The sequence below is a fragment of the Mobilisporobacter senegalensis genome, from assembly GCF_003752155.1.
Classification (GTDB): Bacteria; Bacillota; Clostridia; order Lachnospirales; family Lachnospiraceae; genus Mobilisporobacter; species Mobilisporobacter senegalensis.
Genome location: NZ_RJVG01000009.1, coordinates 84022 through 107476 on the forward strand (window position 1 = coordinate 84022; position 23455 = coordinate 107476).

Annotated in this window: 5 protein-coding genes; all 5 read right to left on the reverse strand. The window is 36.6% G+C overall.

Annotated elements, in window-relative coordinates; translation table 11 throughout:
* Nucleotides 1–7: 7 nt before the first annotated feature.
* Nucleotides 8–17107, reverse strand: coding sequence for a non-ribosomal peptide synthetase (locus EDD66_RS14035; RefSeq protein ID WP_123610228.1), 17100 nt, complete (start codon nucleotides 17105–17107; stop codon nucleotides 8–10).
* 179 nt (nucleotides 17108–17286) lie between these two features.
* Nucleotides 17287–17508 (reverse strand): phosphopantetheine-binding protein, encoded by a 222-nt coding sequence (locus EDD66_RS14040; RefSeq protein WP_123610229.1) that lies wholly within the window; start codon nucleotides 17506–17508, stop codon nucleotides 17287–17289.
* A gap of 16 nt (nucleotides 17509–17524) precedes the next feature.
* Entirely contained in the window at nucleotides 17525–19135 is a 1611-nt protein-coding gene (locus EDD66_RS14045; RefSeq protein WP_123610230.1) for an AMP-binding protein, read from the reverse strand.
* Between the two features lie 648 nt (nucleotides 19136–19783).
* Complete coding sequence (locus EDD66_RS14050) at nucleotides 19784–20035, reverse strand: hypothetical protein (protein WP_207667797.1); 252 nt, start codon at nucleotides 20033–20035, stop codon at nucleotides 19784–19786.
* Between the two features lie 134 nt (nucleotides 20036–20169).
* On the reverse strand, nucleotides 20170–23334 hold the full coding sequence (locus tag EDD66_RS14055; RefSeq protein ID WP_243115376.1) for a type I restriction endonuclease subunit R, EcoR124 family: 3165 nt from the start codon (nucleotides 23332–23334) through the stop codon (nucleotides 20170–20172).
* Nucleotides 23335–23455 lie beyond the last annotated feature (121 nt).

The window sequence follows — 23455 nt, forward strand, 5'->3', positions numbered from 1 at the left end:
TCACCTCTTAATGACGATCAGTTCCATCATTTTCATAAAATTCATTTACTTGATGCAGTATAACTGGAAGACTTTCTCCATCACATATAATATGATGAATATCAACAAACAGGTAGGAACCATTTGTTGTCTTTACTAATTTTACACGCATCAATGGTGCTTCGGATAGATTAAACGGTTGAACAAATTTATCATATTCCGTTTGTATATCCAGTGTATCCACTTCGATGTAGTCTAATAAAACCCTTGCGTCTGGAGAAATTGTTTGAACCGGCTCACTGTCCACAACCTGGAAACTAGTTCGCAGTATCTCTTCGTGCTCCAACAGTTTATCCAAAGCTTTCTGTAATCGTTCTTTATCCAGCGGTTCTTCATAAGCATAGACATCCGATATGTTGTAGTTAATGTTAGGTCCCGTCACCTCGTCCAGAAGATAGAGTCGTTTTTGAGCTGCACTTGCAGGGTAGTATTCAGCCGCTGAAACTTGTGCTATTGCCACAAATGTTGAGACCTCTGTAGACCCCATTTTTTCTGCTATCTGCTCCGGAGTACCAAAAGCAAAAATATCGCTAAGTGATAGCCTTACTCCTGTGGCTTTCTCCAATTCATTACACAGTAACACTGCTTTCAGTGAAGATCCTCCCATCTCAAAGAAACTATCTGTTATACTTATATCTTCCACACCCAGTATCTGCTCGAATGCCTGTACTACCAGCATTTCATTCTCATTTCGTGGTGTAACATATTCCTTTGACTTATACTCCGGCAGCGGCAATGACGCTCTGTCAAGCTTACCATTACGTGTCAGTGGAATTGCATCAATTGGAATAATGTGTGCAGGTACCATGTAATCTGGCAATACTTTTCTCAAGTGGATTTTTACGTCCTTTTCCTCTATTTCTGTCTCAGCTATTATGTATGCACACAAATATTTCTCTTGCACTTTGTCTTCCCGAACTACTACTACAGCTTCACTTATGCCTTCAAGTTCCAATAAACGGCTTTCTATTTCTCCGGGTTCAATACGATATCCTCTGATTTTTGCCTGGTCATCCATACGTCCAATGTATTCAATATTTCCATCCGGTAACCAACGTGCCAGATCTCCTGTTCGGTACATCTTTCCTGTTCCCAATGGGTTATCTACAAACTTCTCGTCTGTCAGCGTTTGTCGATTCAAATATCCTTGAGATACACCGTCACCCGTTATACATAACTCACCTGGAACTCCAATTCCACAAAGTGCATTTCCATTTAACATATAAATCTTTAATGTTGGAAGCGGCTTTCCTATGTCACTGATTCCTCTCTCGATGGCTTCAGTGTCAATATCACGATAAGTAGCATATACAGTGGTTTCTGTTGGTCCGTACATATTTACCAGACGACAATGCCTGTTGTTCTCATGCCATTTCTTCAAACGTGTTGGATAAAGTGCCTCTCCTGCAAGAATAACATACCGTAAACTATTTATTGTTTGTCCTGTCGTTGCATCGATCAATGCATAAAATGGGGAAGGTACCTGACATAAGATTGTTACTGCTTCTTTTTGCAGCAGCTCTCCAAATGCATAGGCATCTTTTACCGTATCTTCAGAAGGTATTACAAGCTTTGCCCCATTTAACAGGCTACCAAATATTTCCCAAACAGAAACATCAAAACAATAAGAATGGAATTGTACCCAAATATCATTTTCATATAAATCAAGCTTGAACTTGTCATTCTTAAATAACCGCACTACATTTACATGCTGAATCATAACACCTTTTGGCCAGCCAGTCGTACCGGAAGTATAAATAATATACATCAAATCACCTGGTTGATTTACATGGGTAAGGTTGCTGCATTCCATCTCATAATTTGCCTCATCATGAAGATACAATATAGGAATGTAAATTTCAGGTTCTTTTGCACCACATAATACTACCTTTGGTTTACAATCATTGATGATATAATTAATTCTTTCCTCCGGATAAGATGGATCAACCGGCACATAAGCCGCACCAGCCTTTAGAATAGCATATATGCCCACCATCATCTCTAACGACTTTTCTGTTAAGATAACTACAAAGTCATTTGGTTGAATATCATATTCCTTTCGCAGTTTTCTTGCCAGGGCATTTGCACGTTCATTTAGTTGTGCATAGGTCAGCTGTTGTCCTTTAAATGTGATTGCTATATTATCAGGTACTCTGGCAGCCTGCTCTTCAAATAACTGCACAATCGTCTTATTATGAGGGTATTCTGCATCCGTCATATTGAACTCACCCAATATTTTTTCTTCTTCGTCCGTATCTGTCAGGGGAATATCCTGCATCTTCTTTTCTGGAGACATTACAACTTCTTCAAGTAGTGTTACAAAATGTTTTGCCATGTACTGGATAGTTTCTGGTTTGAATAAGTCTGTAGAATATTCAAAATCAATCTTATAGCCTTCTGAATCGCTTATCATTGTTAATGTCAGGTCAAATTTAGAAATATTTCCTTCGACTGATTCTCTCGTTCCAAATTGAATACTATCCGAATAACTCTCTCTCTCATTGTCCTGCAATACAAACATCACATCGAATACCGGGTTTCTTGAGAAATCTCTCTTTACTCCCACTTCTTCAACTAAATCTTCAAACTGATATTCCTGGTTGTCGTATGCCTGCAAACACTTCTCTTTTATACCTGATAATACATTCTCAAATGTATCATCGGAGCAGACATTTCCTTTGATTGCCAGAGTATTTACAAACATTCCCAACATGTTTTGTGTATCAGTATGGGTTCGTCCTGATATTGGAGTTCCTACTATGATTTCTTCCTGTCGGCTGTATTTTCCTAACAATGACATAAAGGTTGACAGCAATACCATAAACTCAGTTGCACCGTACTTCTTTGCTAACTCTTTTACCTGGATACTAATTTTTTCTTCTGCCTGTGTCCGGAAATTAGCACCTCTAAAGCTTTGCTTTTGAGGACGTGGATAATCCGTCATTAAATCCAGGATTGGTATATCGCCAGAAAATTCTTTCTTCCAGTATGCTGCCTGTTCTGTAATATTTCTGGCATTCTGCCAAACACAAAAGTCTTTATACTGTACTCGTGGTGTTAACAATTTTCTTTCTTCATATAACTCTTGTATTTCGTAAAGCATAATTGGCATACTTCCTGCATCACATAAAATATGGTGAATATCTAAAAACAAGTATGAACCATTTGGAGTATCCAGCATTTGTGCACGCATCAGTGGTGCTTTTGACAAGTCAAACGGTTGGACAAAATCATTATATTCGTCTTGAATATACTGTGAATCTGCTGTATTCACTTTACTGTGTTCCAGCACAATTCTTGCACTTGAGGCAATTTTTTGAATTGGTTCACCATCCACCATATGAAAGCTTGTCCGCAAAATTTCTTCACGCTCTGATAATTGATCCAATGCTCTCTGAAGCCGCTCATCGTCTGGTTTAACTTTAAGCTTTATTACTACAGGAATATTATAAGTTGTACCAGGACCTGTTAGTTGGTCTAAAAGATAAAGCCTCTTTTGAGCTGAACTTATGGAATAGCTTTCTGCTTCTGCTATTTTTGGTATTTCTTCAAACGCACTTACCTTTGAGTTTTTAATTCTTTCTGCAATATTCTTTGGTGTAACTAAATCAAAAATCTCTCTAAGCGGCAGTCTTACCCCTGTACTCTTCTCCAATTCATTACACAGCTGGATTACATTAAGGGAGTATCCTCCTAAATCAAAGAAGCTGTCAGTTATTCCAACTCTATTTACTCCCAGTACTTGTGCAAATGCTTCTGTTACCAGATTTTCTGTCTGAGTCTTTGGTGCCTCGTATCCTCTTGTCATCTTACTTTCTTCAAAATACTTTTCCGGGTCCGGCAATAACTTACGATCTACTTTACCATTTGCAGAAAGCGGGATTTCATCTACTTGTACTAATTGTGCCGGTACCATATAATCAGGAAGGTATTTTGCCAGCTCTCTCTGTATTTCTGCCAATTCTACCATCTCGTCAGCAACAATATACCCACACAGATGTTTTTCTCCCTGTTGATCACAATAATCTGCTACTACTGACTGGCGAATTTTTGGCAAATGATTGATACAGTGTTCTATCTCTCCTAATTCGATACGGTGTCCTCGTATCTTAACCTGGCTGTCTCTTCTTCCAAGGAATTCTATATATCCTTCCGGACCCATAACACCATAATCACCTGTTTTGTACAGATACCCTAATCTGTGTTTGATAAAGGATGCCCTCGTCTTCTCTTCTTCACCCAGATAGCCCGCGGCTACTCCTTTTCCTCCAATATGGAGTTCTCCCGGAACTCCTACCGGGCATTCTTCTCCAAATTCATCTAGTACATAGATCTGTTGATTTTTCAATGGGTATCCATAAGGAATACTCTTCCACTCTTGTCTCACTTCCTTGATTGGAAAATATATGGACCATATGGAACCTTCCGTTGCTCCACCTAAACTGATTACCTGTGCTTTTGGCATCCTTGTTTTGATTTTCTCTGGCAGACCAAGAGGAATCCAGTCACCACTCAGCATAACAACACGTAAGCTTTCTGTTGAAGATCTCTGCACTGTGTCTTGATTTGTGCTTTCCATATACATATCCATAATTGCCGGAACAGAATTCCATATGGTGATTTCTTCTTCTAGCATGATCTGATGAATGCTGTCCATGTCTAAAAGATCTGGAATTAACACTAACTGGGCTCCGCTAATGAACGCTCCAAAAATATCATAGACGGATAAGTCAAAGCACATGGATGATAGTGCTATGATTTTATCTTCTCTGCCTACTTTAAATTTTTCATTAATATCTAATAATGTATTCACTACTGCTTCATGGGTGATGACAACTCCCTTAGGATGTCCTGTACTTCCTGACGTATAAATAGCATAGGCTTTATCCTGCCGGCAGTTTTCTAACGACTCTAAAGTTCCATCGTTATAGGAAGAAAGGTTCTCTTTTTCATATATATCCGGGTGAAGCATCAGCTTGATATCACTATGTTCCACGATATATTCTATTCTTTCCTGAGGATGTTCCGGATTAACAGGAATATAAGCATGTCCGGCTTTTAAAATAGCCACAGTATTTACAATTGTCTCGATTCGTCTTTCTGCCCAAACTCCAATATAAGAATTGTGCGGATAGTTTTGTTCTGCTAAATAGCGGGCTATCTGATTTGATTTTCTTGCCAATTCACCATAGGTCAATGTATCCTGTCCTAATTTAACTGCAATCGCATCCGGAGTCTTCCGGCATTGACGGTCTATTAATTTTTGCAGTAAATCTCCTTCATAATCTCCTTGTGTATGATTGTAATCAAGAAGCAGTTTAGATTGTTTCAAAGGCAGCGGCACAGATGCAGGATTATTCTCTATAACTTGCTGTAACCGAAGTTGATAAGTTTCAAACATAGCACTTATCATATCTTCATCAAACAAATCTTCTACATAATCCCAAGCCATTAATAATTCTCCATCTTTATCCATAACCTGAAGAGCTAAGAACTCTTGTGAAGTCTGGCTTATTCCATATTTGAATTCTTCTCTGCTGCCCATATTGGTATTGAAAGAATCTGCTTCGTCCCGAAGCATAGTCGTAAATATAATTGGCATTACAGCTTGATCTTCTTGACCACGGTTTTCAGCCAGATCATGGATGAAATCAACCCCACTGTAAAATCTGTGATCTAACGCTTCAAATAATCCATTCTGGATCTTAGAAGCCCTTTCCCAAAATTCTCTGGAAGATGATAAATCGATATCTAACAACAATTTTGATACAAAATCTCCCATCAGACGCATTCCATCCTGATGAAAAGGCTGACTACTAGACAGATTCAAATTAAGGGCCATATTTGATTGATTGCTCCATTTACATAGAACTTCCGCATATATTGTGCACAATACCACGGATGGTGCAATTTTTTTATCCAAAGCTTTGTCTTTCACAATTGTCCAGTCTTTCCCAGAAATTTTCGTTTCTAAACGTTTCACTGCTGCGTTATTTACAACCTTCCCATCAGAAAGAAATGGCAGCTGTGGTGCAAGTGGGAAATTCTCTACTTTTCTCTTCCAATAAGCTTGATCTCTTTGATACAAGGCCTGCATCAGATCTGAAACTTCCTGTGCTAAATGATTGGCACGATTATTAAGTTCTGCTTGTGTCGAATCTATCTCCTCTTTCTTAACATCCTCTTTCTTAAGCAGCTTTTGCAAGCTATCCTCTGGATGTTTTACAACTTCTGAGAGCAATGAAACATAATCATCCACCATTTGCTTTATGGTTTCCTGTTTAAATAAATCTGTACAATACTCTAAGTTAACCACATAACCCTCTGATGTATGTATTATCATTAAATTCAGATCAAACTTAGCTACTTTTCCTTCCATTGGTACCCATGTTCCACTCATAATGCTCTTTAGACCAGACATAATTTCACTCTCTGACATCATAAACATTACATCAAATAGTGGATTTCTTGATAGATCTCTCTTTACATCTACCGCCTCAACCAAGTCTTCATATTGAAATTCCTGATTATCGTATGCACGAAGACATTTTTCTTTTACTCCAAGCAATACCTGTTCAAAACTCTCCTCTTGTTTCACTTTTCCTTTGATAGCCAAGGAGTTCACAAACATTCCCAGCATTTCTTGTGTATCAACGTGGGTTCTGCCTGATACAGGGGTCCCGACTATGATTTCTTCCTGTTGACTGTATTTGCTCAATAGAAGCATAAAGGTTGATAACATAATCATGAATTCTGTAGCACCATAATTCTTTGCTAATTCTTTTATTTCCATACAAACTGGTTCTTCAATCTTAGTTTGTACATCGGCACCTTTGAAGCTCATTTTCTTAGGACGTGGAAAATCTGTATTCAAATTTAGTATTGGTATTTCGCCTGAGAACTCGTTCTTCCAATATGCTGCCTGTTTCGTAATATCCTGAGTAATTTGCCAAGCAGAGAAATCTTTATACTGAACCCGCGGCATTGGTAAAGTATGTCCTTCATATAACTCACTTATCCGGTTCATCATAATAGGCAGACTTTCTCCATCAAAAATAATATGATGAATATCCAGCATCAAGTAAGAAGCTTTTGGTGTCTGTAATAGCTTAACCCGCATCAAAGGTGCTTTGGATAAATCAAATGGGCAGACAAAATTATCATATTCAGCCTGAATATCTACTGTATCTGCTTCTTTGTAATCTAATATTACTCTCCCATCTGGTTGAATCATTTGAACTGGCTCTCCATTCATAAGATGGAAACTGGTTCTCAATATTTCTTCCCTCTCTAAGAGTTTATCTAATGCTCCCTGTAACTGATCTTTATCCAGAGTGTTTTCATATTTTATAACATTAGAAATGTTATAGGAAATACTAGGACCTACCATCTCATTTAGAAGATAAAGCCGCTTCTGAACAGAGCTCATAGGATAGAACTCTGCTTTAGCTATTTTCGGTATTTCTGAAAAACTATCAGGTTGTAAACTTCTAATTTTCTCCCCAATACGTTTTGGTGTAGCTAAAGCAAATATTTCACTAAGCTGCAGTTTTATGCCGATTGTCTTTCCTAATTCGTTACACAATAATGTAGCTTTGAGTGAATGACCACCCAAGTCAAAAAAGCTATCATTGACACTAATTTCTGTTATTCCAAGGATTTTCTCAAATGCTTCAACTACTAACTTCTCTTCTCTGTTTGCCGGTGCTACATATTCCTTTAATTTATATTCTGGTTCCGGCAGTGCCCCTTTATTAAGCTTCCCATTATGACTTAACGGAATTCGGTCAATAGGGATAATATATAAAGGAACCATATAGTCTGGTAACTTTTTGCGTAATTGGCTCTTGATTTTATCTTCGTCTAATTCTTCTACTTCCGTACGAACGACTACATAAGCACACAGATATTTTTCTCCTTGCTTGTCTTGTCGTACTACAACGGCTGCTCCACTGACTCCTTCAAGTTTCAATAAAGTACTTTCTATTTCTCCTGGCTCGATTCTGAAACCTCGTATCTTAACCTGATCATCTATACGGCCAAGATACTCGATATTTCCATCCGGCAGCCACCGTGCCAAATCACCTGTTTTGTACATCATTCCTGAACCAAAAGGATTTTTAATAAATTTCTGTGCTGTCAATTCTTCACGATTTAAGTATCCACGTGACACACTTTCTCCTGCAATACATAATTCCCCTGCTACTCCTATTCCAGCTATTTTTTCATTAGATAATATATAAATTTGTGTATTACTAATAGGCTTACCAATTAATATTTTATCTACATTTAAGTCTGTTGGACAATGATATCCACTGGAATTCACTGTAGTTTCTGCTGGACCATAGAGATTAAGCAGCTCTGCTCTTACTTGTCCTTTTTCCCTTAATTGATTATAATGTCTCACACTTTCTGCATTCAGTTTCTCACCAATATTAATGATATAACGCAGGGTATTTATTTTCTCTTTGCTCGTATCTAATTCTTCTAAAAACATATTGAACATTGAAGGAACGAACTGGATTGCATTTACTTTGTAATCCTGAATTATCTTGATTATCTTGTCACTTTGACTTTCTTCTCCTTGTTGTAAAATAACAAGTTTACCACCTTCCAGCATCCACCAGAATACTTCCCAGGCAAAAACATCAAATACACAAGTGGTCTTCATTAAAAGGGATTCTCCCTCGTGCAATGGATATTCTCTTTGTGTCCATATCTGCTGATTGACTATATGCTGATGCTCTACCATAACCCCTTTTGGTTTTCCTGTTGTACCAGATGTATAAACCAGGTAAATAAGATCATGAGGAGTATTCACATGTTCCGGATTCTCTGCACCTTCTTCATAATCCCTTGTACTATACAAGTCAACAACCTTTTCAGGGGAAATATCATATTCGCCATGACCAATTAAAACCGCTTTTGGCTGGCTGTCTTCCAATATGTACTTGATACGTTCTTCTGGATAAAATGGGTCAATTGGAACATATGCTGCTCCTGACTTTAGGATTGCATATAATCCCACCACCATCTCTAAACTTCTTTCTGCTATAATAGCAACAAAATCGTCAGGCTGGATATGGTATTCCCGTCGTAACTTTAATGCAAGTTTATTGGCACGGGCATTCAGTTCCGCGTAACTCAATTTCTCATCCCCACATACTACTGCTGTATTATCAGGAGTTCTTGCTACTTGTTCTTCAAATAATTGTACAATTGTCTTGTCTCTTGGATAGTCACTATCCGTTGCGTTAAACTGTACTAATTCTTTCTTTTCTTCTGCTTCATTTGTCATATCTAATTCATTTAATTTCGTCTGTGGTGCTGCAATTGCTTGTTCCATAAGTCTTTGCAAATGAGAACCAATAATATTTATTTCTTCCTTATTATACACCTTTGTACTAAATAGAATTCTAAAATGAAGACTATCACTCTTAAATGCCGTCATTCCCAAATCATATCCGATTTGTTCCCGGTAATATTCAGATTCCACATTTAAGTTTCCATCAATATTTATACTTGTTCCTTGATAGCCTTCAAAGAAGAATAATGTTCCAATTAAATCTCTTCCTAATACGGTACGATTCTGTATTTCTGCCAAGGAAAGGAAATCGTGTTCATTTGCAGCAATTGCCTGGCTCTGCAATGATTTCAATAAATCAGCAAACGTGTCTTCTTTTGTTGTGGATATACGTACTGGTATTGTATTGATAAATAAACCAACGATCTCTTCAATACCTTCAATCTCTGCATTTCTACCAGATACAACTTTTCCATATACCACATCATCTGTCAGATTGTATTTTTCCAATAATACTCCCCAACAAGCCTCTACCAGCGTGTTCAATGTTACATCATACTGGGCACATATGGCTTCTGCTTGTTCGGTTACCTCCAGGCTTAACTTAAACTCCTGACTCTGACTCTCTTCTTCTGTTTCTTCCGGACGACCTATAGGCAGAATATCAGCCCTTGTCTCATATCCTTGAAGAAGGTCTTCCCAATATTTAAGACTTATCTCTTTATCTTTTTCATTGATGTAATGTACAAATTTTTCATAGCGTCCAATTTTATTAGAAGCAGCCTTAGCAGATACTCTTAATCGTTCGTCGTCTGTTGCCATATACGCACTAAACAATTCTTTACGCAAAATTGGTAAACACCAGCCATCCAGAATAATGTGATGGTTCGTCATGATTAACCGATACCCACTATTGTTTATTTTTACCAGATTCATACGAATTAGTGTATCTTCTTCCAGTTCAAATCCACGTTTTACATCTTGTTCCTTTAAATCAAGATAAGCGGATTCATTATCTACTTCCATATAATTAAATTCCGGAATTCTTTCTTTCAACAAAACTTGTCTTGGCACACTTACTCCCCGATAACAGATCTTTGTACGCAGAATATCATGCTGTGTTGCTAAATACTCAAAAGCTTTGTGCATCTTCTCTACATCTACTTCTGCCAACCGCATCGTCTGCTGAACAACATATTTCGTAGATGATTCATCTAAAAGCTTCTCATACAGCATTCCCTCTTGCATAGGAGTCAATGGATAGATACGTTGAATTTCTCCGCCGTGGATTTTGACAGCTTCCTGCACATAACAAAATTCACTATCTGTCCATACTCTCTCACCAAAATCACTTGCCGTTGACTCACTCTTCTGTGCATGGGAGCAATGTCCTGCGACTGCTATCAGTTCTTCTTCATATGCTTTTCCTATCTGCTCAATTCTCTCAGCTGAATAGCGACTGGTCTTGCAGGTTACTGTCATAGATAAACTACCTTCTTGTACATGACCTATGACGTTAATGGATGGTCCAAATTGGTTATGAGGATCCGTATCCTGTCCATAACCTAGTTGTGAAAACTGGAAATATGGATTGTCAGATTCTTTCTTTGTTCCCAGTTCTCCAAGATAATTAAATGATATATCCGGTGCAGCTTCCACATCCATTTCTTCTGAATTAACCATGTCTGCATTCTTTATGATGCCATAATCGATTCCATGTGCCGGCACACGTCGTAGTGTCTCTTTCGTATTTCGAATATCCTGTGCAATATCAGTACCTAACTCTTCTAAAACTACGGGATATATACTGGTGAACCAGCCTATTGTCCTGCCTAAATCAAAAGAACCTACTGTTTCTTCACGACCATGTCCTTCCATCTGTAAAGCAAGTATTTTCTGACCTGTTACTCTGTATACCGCACGTCCCAGTGCTGTTAAAAGTAAGTCATTAATCTCTGTATTATAAGCATGAGCACTTTCTTTTAATAATTTTTCTGTAATGGTGGCATTGAGGCATGCAACAGCTGTCTTCGGTTGGAATCCTCCATCAACTCCATCTTCTTTTAACTTACCATCAACCAATTTATTTTCTATTTCTGACCAGTAAGCTACCCTTCTCTTTAACTTTTCACTCTGGCTGTAATGAGCTAATCCCTCGCTCCATACTTTAAAAGAAACGGTTTTAGCCGGTAATGTTATCTCTTTCTGATCCAAAGCTTGGCAGTAGCCCTTCTCCAAATCTTCACTTAAGATCCGCCAGGAAATCACATCCATTATCATATGATGAGCCACCAACAGCATATAATCCTGCTCCGGCGTACAGAATAAAACAACCTGCAATAATGGTCCTTCCTCCAAATCCATCTTTACCTTCGTTGTCTTAATTTTTTCCTTAACCTCTTTAGATTCACATTCTATTTTTGTAAAGCCATACCATTTCTTATCGTCTGCTTTTCCTATAACCTGTTTCTTATCTTTGTACGTAGCTCTCAACATATCATGATGCTGCACTAATGCAGATAAAACTTTTTCCAGTGCCAGGGCATTTAGTTTTTCACGAACCTTAAACACTTGGCATACATTAAAATGTTCAGGATACATCATATTCTGTGCGAAGAAGTAGTTTTGAATTGGTGTCAGTGGAATTTCACCACTTATTTCTCCTTGCTCCGCAGGTATAAGTTCTTGTTTTGCGGATAAATTCATGGCTATTAGTTTTGGTGTTCTCTCCATCAAAAGATTTCGCATGGAGCTATCGTATCCCGCTTCTCTTATCTTGTTTAAAATATGGATAGCCTTAATAGAATCTCCGCCCAAATCAAAGAAATTGTCGTTTACGCTTACTCTTTCCATACCAAGTACATGTTCAAATGCCTCTACTACCAATTTCTCCGTCTGAGTCTTTGGTGCCTCGTATCCTCTTGTCATCTTACTTTCTTCAAAATACTTTTCCGGGTCTGGCAATAACTTACGATCTACCTTACCATTTGCAGAAAGCGGGATTTCATCTACTTGTACTAATTGTGCCGGTACCATATAATCAGGAAGGTATTTTGCCAGCTCTCTCTGTATTTCTGTCAATTCTACCGTCTCGTCAGCGACAATATACCCACACAAATGCTTTTCTCCTTGTTGATCACAATAATCTGCTACTACTGACTGGCGGATTTTTGGCAAATGATTGATACAGTGCTCTATCTCTCCTAATTCAATACGATGTCCGCGTATCTTAACCTGACTGTCTCTTCTTCCAAGGAATTCTATATATCCTTCCAGACGCATAACACCATAATCACCTGTTTTGTACAGGTACCCTAATCTGTGTTTGATAAAGGCTGCTTTCGTCTTCTCTTCTTCACCCAGATAGCCCACGGCTACTCCTTTTCCTCCAATATGGAGTTCTCCCGGAACTCCTACTGGGCATTCTTCTCCAAATTCATCCAGTACATAGATTTGCTGATTTTTCAACGGATATCCATAAGGAATACTCTTCCACTCCGGCTTCATTTCCTTGATTGGAAAATATATGGACCATATGGAACCTTCGGTTGCTCCACCTAAACTGATTACCTGTGCTTTTGGCATCCTTGTTTTGATTTTCTCCGGCAGACCAAGAGGAATCCAGTCACCACTCAGCATAACAACACGTAAGCTTTCTGTAAATGCTCTCTGCACTGTGTCTTGATTTGTGCTTTCCATATACATATCCATAATTGCCGGAACAGAATTCCATATGGTAATTTCTTCTTCTAACATGATCTGATGAATACTATCCATGTCTAAAAGATCTGGAATTAACACTAACTGGGCTCCGCTAATGAGCGCTCCAAAAATATCATAGACGGATAAGTCAAAGCACATGGATGATAGTGCTATGATTTTATCTTCTCTGCCTACTTTAAATTTTTCATTAATATCCAATAATGTATTCACTACTGCTTCATGGGTGATGACAACTCCCTTAGGATGTCCTGTACTTCCTGACGTATAAATAGCATAGGCTTTATTCTGCCGGCAGTTTTCTAACGACTCTAAAGTTCCATCGTTATAGGAAGAAAGGTTCTCTTTTTCATATAGATCCGGGTGAAGCATCAGCTTGATATCACTATGTTCCACGATATATTCTATTCTTTCCTGAGGATGTTCCGGATTAACAGGAATATAAGCATGTCCGGCTTTTAAAATAGCCACAGTATTTACAATTGTCTCGATTCGTCTCTCTGCCCAAACTCCAATATAAGAATTGTGCGGATAGTTTTGTTCTGCTAAATAGCGGGCTATCTGATTTGATTTTCTTGCCAATTCACCATAGGTCAATGTATCCTGTCCTAATTTAACTGCAATCACATCCGGAGTCTTCTGGCATTGCTGGTCTATTAATTTTTGCAGTAAATCTCCTTCATAATCTCCTTGTGTATGATTGTAATCAAGAAGCAGTTCAGACTGCTTCAAAGGCAGCGGCACAGATGCAGAATTATTCTCTATAACTTGCTGTAACCGAAGTTGATAAGTTTCAAACATAGCATTTATCATATCTTCATCAAACAAATCTTTTACATAATCCCAAGTCAATAATAATTGTCCGTCTCTTTCCGTAACCTGGAAATCTAAAAATACTTGAGGGGTCTGGCTTATTCCGTATTTTATCTTGCCCCATTTTGTCATACTATCTGTAAATTCCAATTTGTCAAATAACATACTGGTAAATACAATTGGCATAATTGCTTTACTAGTCATTTCTCTTTTACTTGCAATATTTCGTATAACATCAACACCACTATAAAAACGATGGTCTACTGCTTCAAATAATATATCTTGAACCATAGATGCTCTCTCCCAAAAAGCTCTATGAACAGACAAATCAATATCTAACAACAAAACTGATGTAAAATCTCCAATTAACTTCATTACATCCGGATGAAAGGACTGTCGATTAAATAATGTTAAATTAAGTGCCATTCTGGATTGATTGCTCCATTTGCACAAAATTTCTGCATAAATTGTACATAAGAATACGGATGGTGTCACGCCATGCTGAGTTGCCAAGCTTTTCACAATATTCCATTTATCAGCTGTCAGACTCTTCTCCAATCGTTGAAATATAGGTTTCTCTATGGTTTCTGGCTCACGAACGAATGGCAGCTGAGGTGCATATGCAAAATTTTCTATTTTGGCTTGCCAATAGTCCCCAGCTCTTTGATAAGCTGAAGTTTCACGAAAACTCTCCAATGCTCTTACATAATCTGAAAACTGGAATTCTAAAGGTTTCATTTCCATATCCGGTTTCTCATAATAATTCATTATCTCTTGTATGAAAATTAATAAACTGCCTCCATCAGCAATTAATAAATCAATATCCAGGAAAAGATAATTTCTTTTCTCACCAAGAATAAATGCAGACAACTCAAATAATGGCCAATGATCTTGTTGGAAAACAAAATGTGACCTGTGATTTCTTTTTTCCAATATACGTTTTTGTTGCTCATCTGAAGATAAGTCTTGTAAATCTTCTATACAAATATTATAAGAAGAAATAGAACGACGAACTTTTTGGAATCCTGTTTCATCAAAAATAGTACGCAGCATAAGCTGATGTTCTAAAACATGATTCAACGCATCATTTAAGCGTTTTATATCCAATGCTGTTTCAATCTCATAATATGCATGTGTAGAAACATTACCCATTTCCATAATATTTTGTCTTCCAACTAAATAGGCTCCTTGTATTTCTGTTACTGGAAACGGCTCATACCACATGTCTTTATTGCCTGTTAATTCAGATGTATTGACATCCTCTATCTTTAGTTGTTCCTCAACAAACATAATTATTTGTTCTAGTGTAGACATTTTTAACAGGCTTACAATAGGAATTTCAACTTGAAATCTTTGATTTATTTCATCCTGGAAACGAATCAGTGTTAATGAACTAACTCCCATCTGAGAAATAGCATCATCTACTTTCAAAGAAGTAATAGAGAATACATCTTTTGCAATTTCAAGGATTTGATTTTCAATCTCTGTTTTGTTCCATGGTGACTTCTTTGTAGATTTTTCAATACTCTGATAAGAATATGGAGCTATTGCCATAACTTCATCAAACTCATGATTCTCAAATTGCTCCATTAAACGATATCGCTGCACCTTCCCACTTGTTGTTTTCGGTATCGTTTTTATTGGTATTACATAATCTGCAGCTATTCCTACCCGTTCTAATACCATATTCTGTACTTGATGGGCAAGTGGCAAAAATGTCTTAACATCATGCCGATCATGTACAAATACTATAATTTCATCTTTGTTAGATGATTGACTGCGAGAATAACACACAACTACTTGAGACAATTGTGGTATCGCCAATGTTAACATATTTTCTATATCACTGGCATAATAATTCTGACCATTTACAAACAGAATATCCTTCTTCCTGCCCATTACAATTAATTCTCCATTGCGTATAAATCCCAAATCTCCCGTATAGAAGAAGCCCTGCTCATTGAAAGGGGAACTATCTTGATTCATATATCCCCCAAATACATTTTTCCCTTTGATAACTATATTGCCTATGTAATTTTCTCCTAAGATATGGTCCTCATCATCTACAATCATTAATTCTAATCCATCTAATGGTTGTCCTACTATAGCGAACTCTGCTGCATTGGGCTCCTTCGTTTCTACATACTCCACTTCTTGACCAGTACGGGCTTTATGACGGTTAATACATACACTTCTATTATGTCCTTCTGTAGGAATTGTAACAGCCACACAAGCTTCTGCCATACCATAGACTTGATGGATCGTATTCTCACGCAAGCCATAAGGCGAAAATTTTGCATAAAATCGTCTAATGGTATCCATTGATATTGGTTCTGCCCCGCACATTATGTTTCGTACACTGGATAGATCAATATTATTTAAACGGGAACCCTTCATAGTATTCATCATCCAGTCTAATCCAAAATTAGGACTTGCAAGTACCGTTGCTTTTAATTGTGTACATTTTTGAAAATATAACCAGGATTTCTTTAAAAACATAACAGAATTTAAGAGGAATTGAGATACTCCCACAAATATAGGAGTTAAATGATAACCTATCAACCCCATATCATGTGTCAATGGTAACCAGCTTGCCATAATATCATTTTTCTGTAGTTTCATACGTTCTGATATCTGTGACAAATTATAAGCTAAATTTTTATGTGTCAATTTTACTCCTTTGGGATTACCTGTGCTGCCAGACGAATATTGTATATAGGCTACATCCTCACAATCTACTGTAACGCATTGTCCCTCTTCCAAATTCGAAGCTAAGGTTTCATACTCTAAATATTTCAAATTATTTGCTTCATAATGTTCTCTAACTATATCTAAATTTTCTTTATCAGAAATTATCCACGCATCTGACAACTGTTTGCTTACTTTTACCAGCTTTTTGAAAGCTTCCGTATCAGGCGATGCAAGTAGCGGCACAGACAAAGGAACGGGTATCATTCCTCCTAAAATACAACCCCAAAACAACCTTATAAAGAATAGATTATTGTTTGTCTGAAAGATAATATGAGAGCCCTGTTTAAATCCCTGCTTTTGTAATGCCCCTAAGATGCATTTGGCATTAAAATAAAGCTTTTCATAAGACTCAAATAATTCAGAGCCATCGTATTGAGTAAAGTAAATTCCCCTTGATTTTTCATTTGCATACTGTTTAAGTAATTGATCCAGTGTTATACTAACTTCATCCTCTAATAATGATTTTATAAAAGATTTCATATTTTCTCCCCCTTAATAGTAAGTTTTTACAGATAATTGCGAAACTAATATATATTCTAAATTGTGATACAACTCATACAAATTCCTCCGCTCCAACGCTCCTGACCCTTAGCTTCCGCTCCGGAATTGTATTATTTGTATCACAAATAACCAAAATTTTAGAGTTTCGCAATTGACTATTAACAATTTTTATCCAGGTAGTCCATAATATCCTGCACCACTACCATTTTACGAATCGCCCTTTCTGAAACTTCTACCTCAAACTCCTCTTCAATCCTTGTAACCAGAGAAAAAACATCCAGTGAATCCAGTCCCAGATCAGCTACTAATGCCGCATCCTCAGAAATTGGTATGTTGCTCTTCACATAGTCCTGCAGTATTGTTGTCAATTTTTCTAACATCCTTCTTCTCCTTTGATCATTTTGTAAAGTTTCTTATAATTTTCTTTGTTGTGGTCTTCTTAAATTCCTCTTCTCGGAATGTGATGCTCTGTATTTGTTTGAATACCGGCTTTCCATGATTATAGGTATTAATAAACTTTCTTACTGCATCCTGATTTTCCAATTCTGAAAAGATTGCCGCATGCAAACGATCCTCTTGTCCATACACGATCACTTCATGGATCCATTCACAATTCATCAACTCTGCCTCTATCTCTTCCGGATAAATATTCTTTCCATTGCTTAAAATAATCAGATTCTTTTCCCGGCCTGTAATATACAAAAATCCTTTTGAATCCAAATATCCAATATCTCCTGTATTGAACCATCCATCACAGATTGCATTGTTCGTGGCTTGTTCGTCCTTATAATAACCGAGCATTACGTTTGGTCCTTTGACTAAAATCGGACCATTTCCCTCCTGGTCGCAAGGTCCTATTTTCACTTCATTGCTTACTAATGGTAAGCCCACACTTTTGTAACTATAGTATTGGTTCCGATTCACCGCAACCACAGGAGAACACTCACTAATTCCATATCCGTTTAAAACGGTAATTCCCAACTCTTCGAATCCTTTTATGTACTTACCCTCTAGGAAGGCTCCACCTGAAACAATCAATCCCAAATTCCCACCAAACTGATCTATGATTTGCTTAAATAGCAGTCTTCTTATATCAATTCCAATCCTTCTCAGGCAATTACTAATTCCAATGACCCACTTCAGTTTTGTGGTGATTTTCTTTTCATTTGCAACTTCCCAAATTCGTTTATACATAGTTTCCACAAACATGGGAACTAAGAACATACAATATGGCTTAAACTGTTTTAAATCTGAATTGAACTTTTTTAAACTGGAGTTAATAGGAATCCGGATACCCCAGTTAAGCATACATAATATACTTGTTGTAAATGCAAAGGTATGATGCAGCGGCAATACCAGCATTGATGATTCTGTAACCAGGACATTTTGACAAGATCCTGCTACATTAGATGCTAAGTTTCTGTTGCTAAGCATGACCCCTTTTGGTTTTCCCGTTGTTCCAGAAGTATAGATTATTGTACATAGCTGGTCAGGATCAATCTCATTGTCTATAAAGGTCTTCTTCTGCTGAACTTCCCCTTGTCCTTTCTCCCTGTATTCATTCATATTTTTCATATTAAAATAACATCGTATCTTTGTACTAAGGGTTTGTAGTTCCTCTGCCACATCCCCGTAATCATCCGAATATACTATTGCTTCAACGCCACTATTCTCTGTGATGTTGTAGATTTCTTGAATGGACAGATCTTTGTCAATTGGAACTACCACATTGCTTCCAATCACCGTTGCAAAATAGCTAACAATCCATTCATAACTATTTTCTCCAATGATGGCAATCTTGCTATCTTTCAAAAGATTGGCATAGAAAAAAGTTCCCAGGTTAATAATGTCGTCCTGAAACTCTTGATATGTCTTTGTTACATATTCTTTTTTCTGATAAAACTCAAATGCCATATGACTTGGATTATTACTCACCTGATTTCTTACTAAATCCTTTAAATCCAAGGGTTGATATGGCTCATATTTTGGATAATCTTTTCCTTTCATGTCCCTTATACACTCTCCCTCTCTTAGTTCATTTACGATATTTTTATTTTTTCATATTTGGATACCTGCATTTGTAGTCTCAATTTTTAGGCAAAAAAAATACACCTATTGAAAGCCAGGTGTATTTATGATATAATTTATTTGTTGAATAGATATTATATCAAGCCTAGCTTGCAATAGTATCACAAAATATGTCTCTGTTACCAGCAGAGGCATATTTTATTAAATAAAAAAATAGACATAGGTATAAGCAACCTACGTCTTCAAAAAGGGAACATTCAAACACTTTCAAATATCTCCATAATAAATATAAAATTCAGTTCTCCCCTATGATTCAATAAAGTATACCCTTCTTTTGTATTGTAATACTTTTTTTTCCTATTGTCAACAAATTTTAACAATTCATCCATATTAATGGAAACTGTGAATTTGAATGTTGTGTAAATATTTGGTAATTATTTGATATTTCCTATCGTATTACGTATAGTAAGTACTATGCTATCTTAACCTCATTTGGAGTTCTGTATCCCAGTATCTTTCTTGGATAATTATTAAGCCAATTTTCTATATACTTTTTATCAGACAACCACCATACGGCTATCTATCCATAGATACCCACATGGCGGTTGTATTTGACATAATATTACTTTAGAATTCCCCAGCAAGTCCTCTTTCATTAAGAAACGTTTCCGAGTCAGAAATTGCTTTATTCACAACTTCTGTATTCACTTTATTAGGTTCTGTTTCATTACCAGATGCCAAAACAAGCTGAATTTTTCTCATATTGAAAAGAAGATTTACAAGCAAAGCTACGTTTTCAGTAATAAGCTTTTCTTCTGCGGTGAAAGTATCCCAATCTGTCTTCTTCAAAACTTCAACTACATTACTTAGCTTATCCATGTGATCTATGTAAACTCTGTTAACCTTATCGGAGCAACCACCGTGGTCACAGATACTGTGAGAATTGGAATCGGTATTCACGGTGCTGCGAAAATGAAAGAGGCAAATGATATGTGATTAATTTCATCAATCTATTACCGGCGATTCCTCAACGGAAAAATCACATCACGTAAAATCTGTGGATAGATTTCTTCGCGAAGTTTTTTGTTGTACTTTATTTTATTTGGTAAAGGATTTAAGGATCTCTTTTTATATGCCTCGTAATTCTGAGAATTTGTAAGCTGAGTCTCTCCTACTTGCTTATCGCGTTTTTCCCTATAGTTTTCTAGATAAAACTTTAACTCTTCATATCCCACAAACCATTCATCTGATACTTTTCTAATAGTATCATCAATAGTTCGCTCTATCATATCATTTAAAACATCTAGAACGCTCTTATCCTCAAACCTCGCTACATTCATTTGAATCTCAAGCCACAACTGCATCATGACACTGCCTAATTGAGGATTGCGACCACTTAAATCATTAATGTATTTATCAATTTCCTCCCGACTTTTTTCTTTCACCGACTGTGCAACATAATCATCTCTTTCTGCAAACTTTAACATAATAGTATCATCCCTTGATGGCAGACTATATGCATTATTAACCGAAATAGCTTCACTGACAATAGGTATGAAGGATTGCATCAAAGATATAATGTATTCATAATTCACATCATCAATACGAATTGATGTCAATTCATACTCAACATCCAAAACACTTTCGTCCCCATCACCTCGATTTCGCTTTAATTCTTCAAGGATATTGATATAATAACCGTAATATTCTTCTATTTCTTTTTCAGTAATCTGAAATTCTACAGACAAAATTTCACTGTTATATTCTGAATAAACCTGTATAGAAGCAAACCATTTATCAAGTTCTTGAAATGCTTTTGCAAAGCTCTTCTTTTCTTCTTTTGTTTTTAAGGTTTGTACATCTTTAGGTTCTGCAGCAATGTTTCTTAGTTCATCAATACTCTTTTTTAATTCTTCCTTGGCTTCTTCAAAGGTTGGTGCTAAAACGAAATCTTCCCCACCATTTGAATATAGCAATAACGCAGCATCCACTTCCTTTTTATAGATTAATGGCGTTCTGAATGTTACAATCTGCCCATAAGTCTTCCTCTTATCATAAAGTCGATTAGTTCTTGAGAATGTCTGAATAATATCATATAGCTGCTGAGGTGGTCTATCGATAAATACTGTAGATAAGCATGGTGCGTCAAACCCGGTAAGCATACGATCTCTGACAATGACAATATCTAACTGATTTGAGCGAAGTTGATAGTGCTCCTCTTTTCTTGCCATTCTCTTACTTATATCAGCATTGTATGCTTTAATATTCTCCATAGACCATTTAGTGGCAAATTCAGCATTATAATCTTTGATTGATTCTTTCATTTTGTCTTGATTTAGCGAACTATCTTCTTCATTTTCTGAAACAGTATATGTTACTGCTACTTTTGGGAAATCCGGTAAAACCCTTTTTGTTTTTTCATCAATTTGAACAATCCCTCCGTCTTTATCAACAAGCTCACCATTCTTTAGCATTTTAAATAATTCATAGTATTTTTGTGCTTGTTTGATGGAAGATGTAGTAATGATAGCATTATAGATTTGCCCCACTCCATTGTCAAATCCCAGCTTTTTACGAGATTTATTTACAATTGATTTTATTACCTCTATCATGTGTTCTTGATTTTCATACACACTTGAAGGAATTAATTTTTCTTTTTCATCAGCTTCCAAGTCACATGGATTCTTACCAGTAGCTTGTTTCACAATGTCGTCTAACGTTTCATCACTTAATGTGTGCTTATATTCGACTTGAAAGCCTAAAACTGCCTTGTCATCAATGGCTTCCTTCACAGTATAACTATGTAGTTCCTCACCATATTGCCCCTTAGTAGTAGCTGGTAAATCTCCTAATGTTTTTTTCTTGTTTTCCGCAAAAATTGGTGTGCCTGTAAAACCGTACCACATAGAAGATTTAAAGAAAGTCTCAATTTTTCTCTTTTGCTGTGGTGATACTGCACGATGGCATTCATCAACAACAAAAGCTATTTTCAACTTACTTATACGATCAATTTTCTTTATATTTCTATCTGCTTTTCTCCATGTATCAAACCTATTGAGCATGGCACTAATTTTTTGCTTTGTAGTTACTATCATAGTTTGATCCTGTGAATAAAGCCTCTCGATCAGATTATTTGTATTATTTGTTTCATCAACGTCAATAACATCATTTTCTGCATATGATGTAAATGCTTCTGTTGTCTGCTGATCTAAATCTGTTCTGTCCACCACAAATATAGTTTTTTCAATTGAAGGGATTTGAAGTAAGTTTCTGGCAACTTTATAAGAAGTTAACGTCTTTCCCGAACCTGTTGTATGCCATATATATCCTGATTCTTGCCTTTTACTGGATTCTCTTACAGCTTCTATAGCATGAATTTGATATGGGCGAAGCAAAATTACACTCTTTTTATCACTATCCAGCACAGAATATTGAAGCACCATATTATGGGCAGCAGGAATGGATAATACATCCTCAGCAAACTCTAAATATTCCGTTACCGGCTTATTATTTTCGTCCACCCATTTTGTTAAAAATTTAGAATTCATTTTGAGACTTGAAGCTATATATCGGGACTCACTTCCATTACTGATAACAAACATCTGTAGCGTAGAGAATACCCCCCTATATTTACCTTCTTTCATGTATTTGTCTATTTGGTAAAACGCTTCCATATAACTATGCTTTCGACTCTTCAACTCAATTTGAATCATGGGCAATCCATTTATTAGTAAAGTTACATCAAATCTACGGTCTTGGTCTTCAAATATTGTTTTATCTCGCTTCACCTGATGCACTACTTGATATACCGTGTCACCACCTGCAACTGCATCACGTCTTCCTACAATCATAGGAATCCTGCCAAGACTGGCATCTTCTCTAGTAAGGATAATTTTATAGATACCATTTTCACCTGCAAGCCACTTTCCGGCATCATAAGGTGTATTAAATCCCGAAACAAAGTTTTTGATTTGTTCAAATTCTTGATCCGTAATCGGATTTCCATCTAAAACACTCAAGTTTTTATCTGTAATAATCTTACGAAAATTATCCCATAATTTATTTTCGTTATTCAAATCTTTTCTATATTCCCATTGTGCATATCCTGATGCACTATTCCTTGTAGTAAGCTGATTAATTAATAACCTTTCCATTTCCAACTCTTGTTCAAAACTCATTCGTACCAATGCAGTGCCTCCCACTTATTATTTTTATCCAAACTCTGTACATGATTTTCAACTCTAGCTGCTAGGTAATCTATATCCATATTTTGCATGTGCAATCTGATTTTCCGCACCA

What these genes read in the sequence shown, in the direction of transcription:
- EDD66_RS14035 (WP_123610228.1), bottom strand. Translation starts at nt 17,107, where the DNA reads ATGAAATCTTTTATAAAATCATTATTAGAGGATGAAGTTAGTATAACA.
- EDD66_RS14040 (WP_123610229.1), bottom strand. Translation starts at nt 17,508, where the DNA reads ATGTTAGAAAAATTGACAACAATACTGCAGGACTATGTGAAGAGCAAC.
- EDD66_RS14045 (WP_123610230.1), bottom strand. Translation starts at nt 19,135, where the DNA reads ATGAAAGGAAAAGATTATCCAAAATATGAGCCATATCAACCCTTGGAT.
- EDD66_RS14050 (WP_207667797.1), bottom strand. Translation starts at nt 20,035, where the DNA reads ATGGATAAGCTAAGTAATGTAGTTGAAGTTTTGAAGAAGACAGATTGG.
- EDD66_RS14055 (WP_243115376.1), bottom strand. Translation starts at nt 23,334, where the DNA reads ATGAGTTTTGAACAAGAGTTGGAAATGGAAAGGTTATTAATTAATCAG.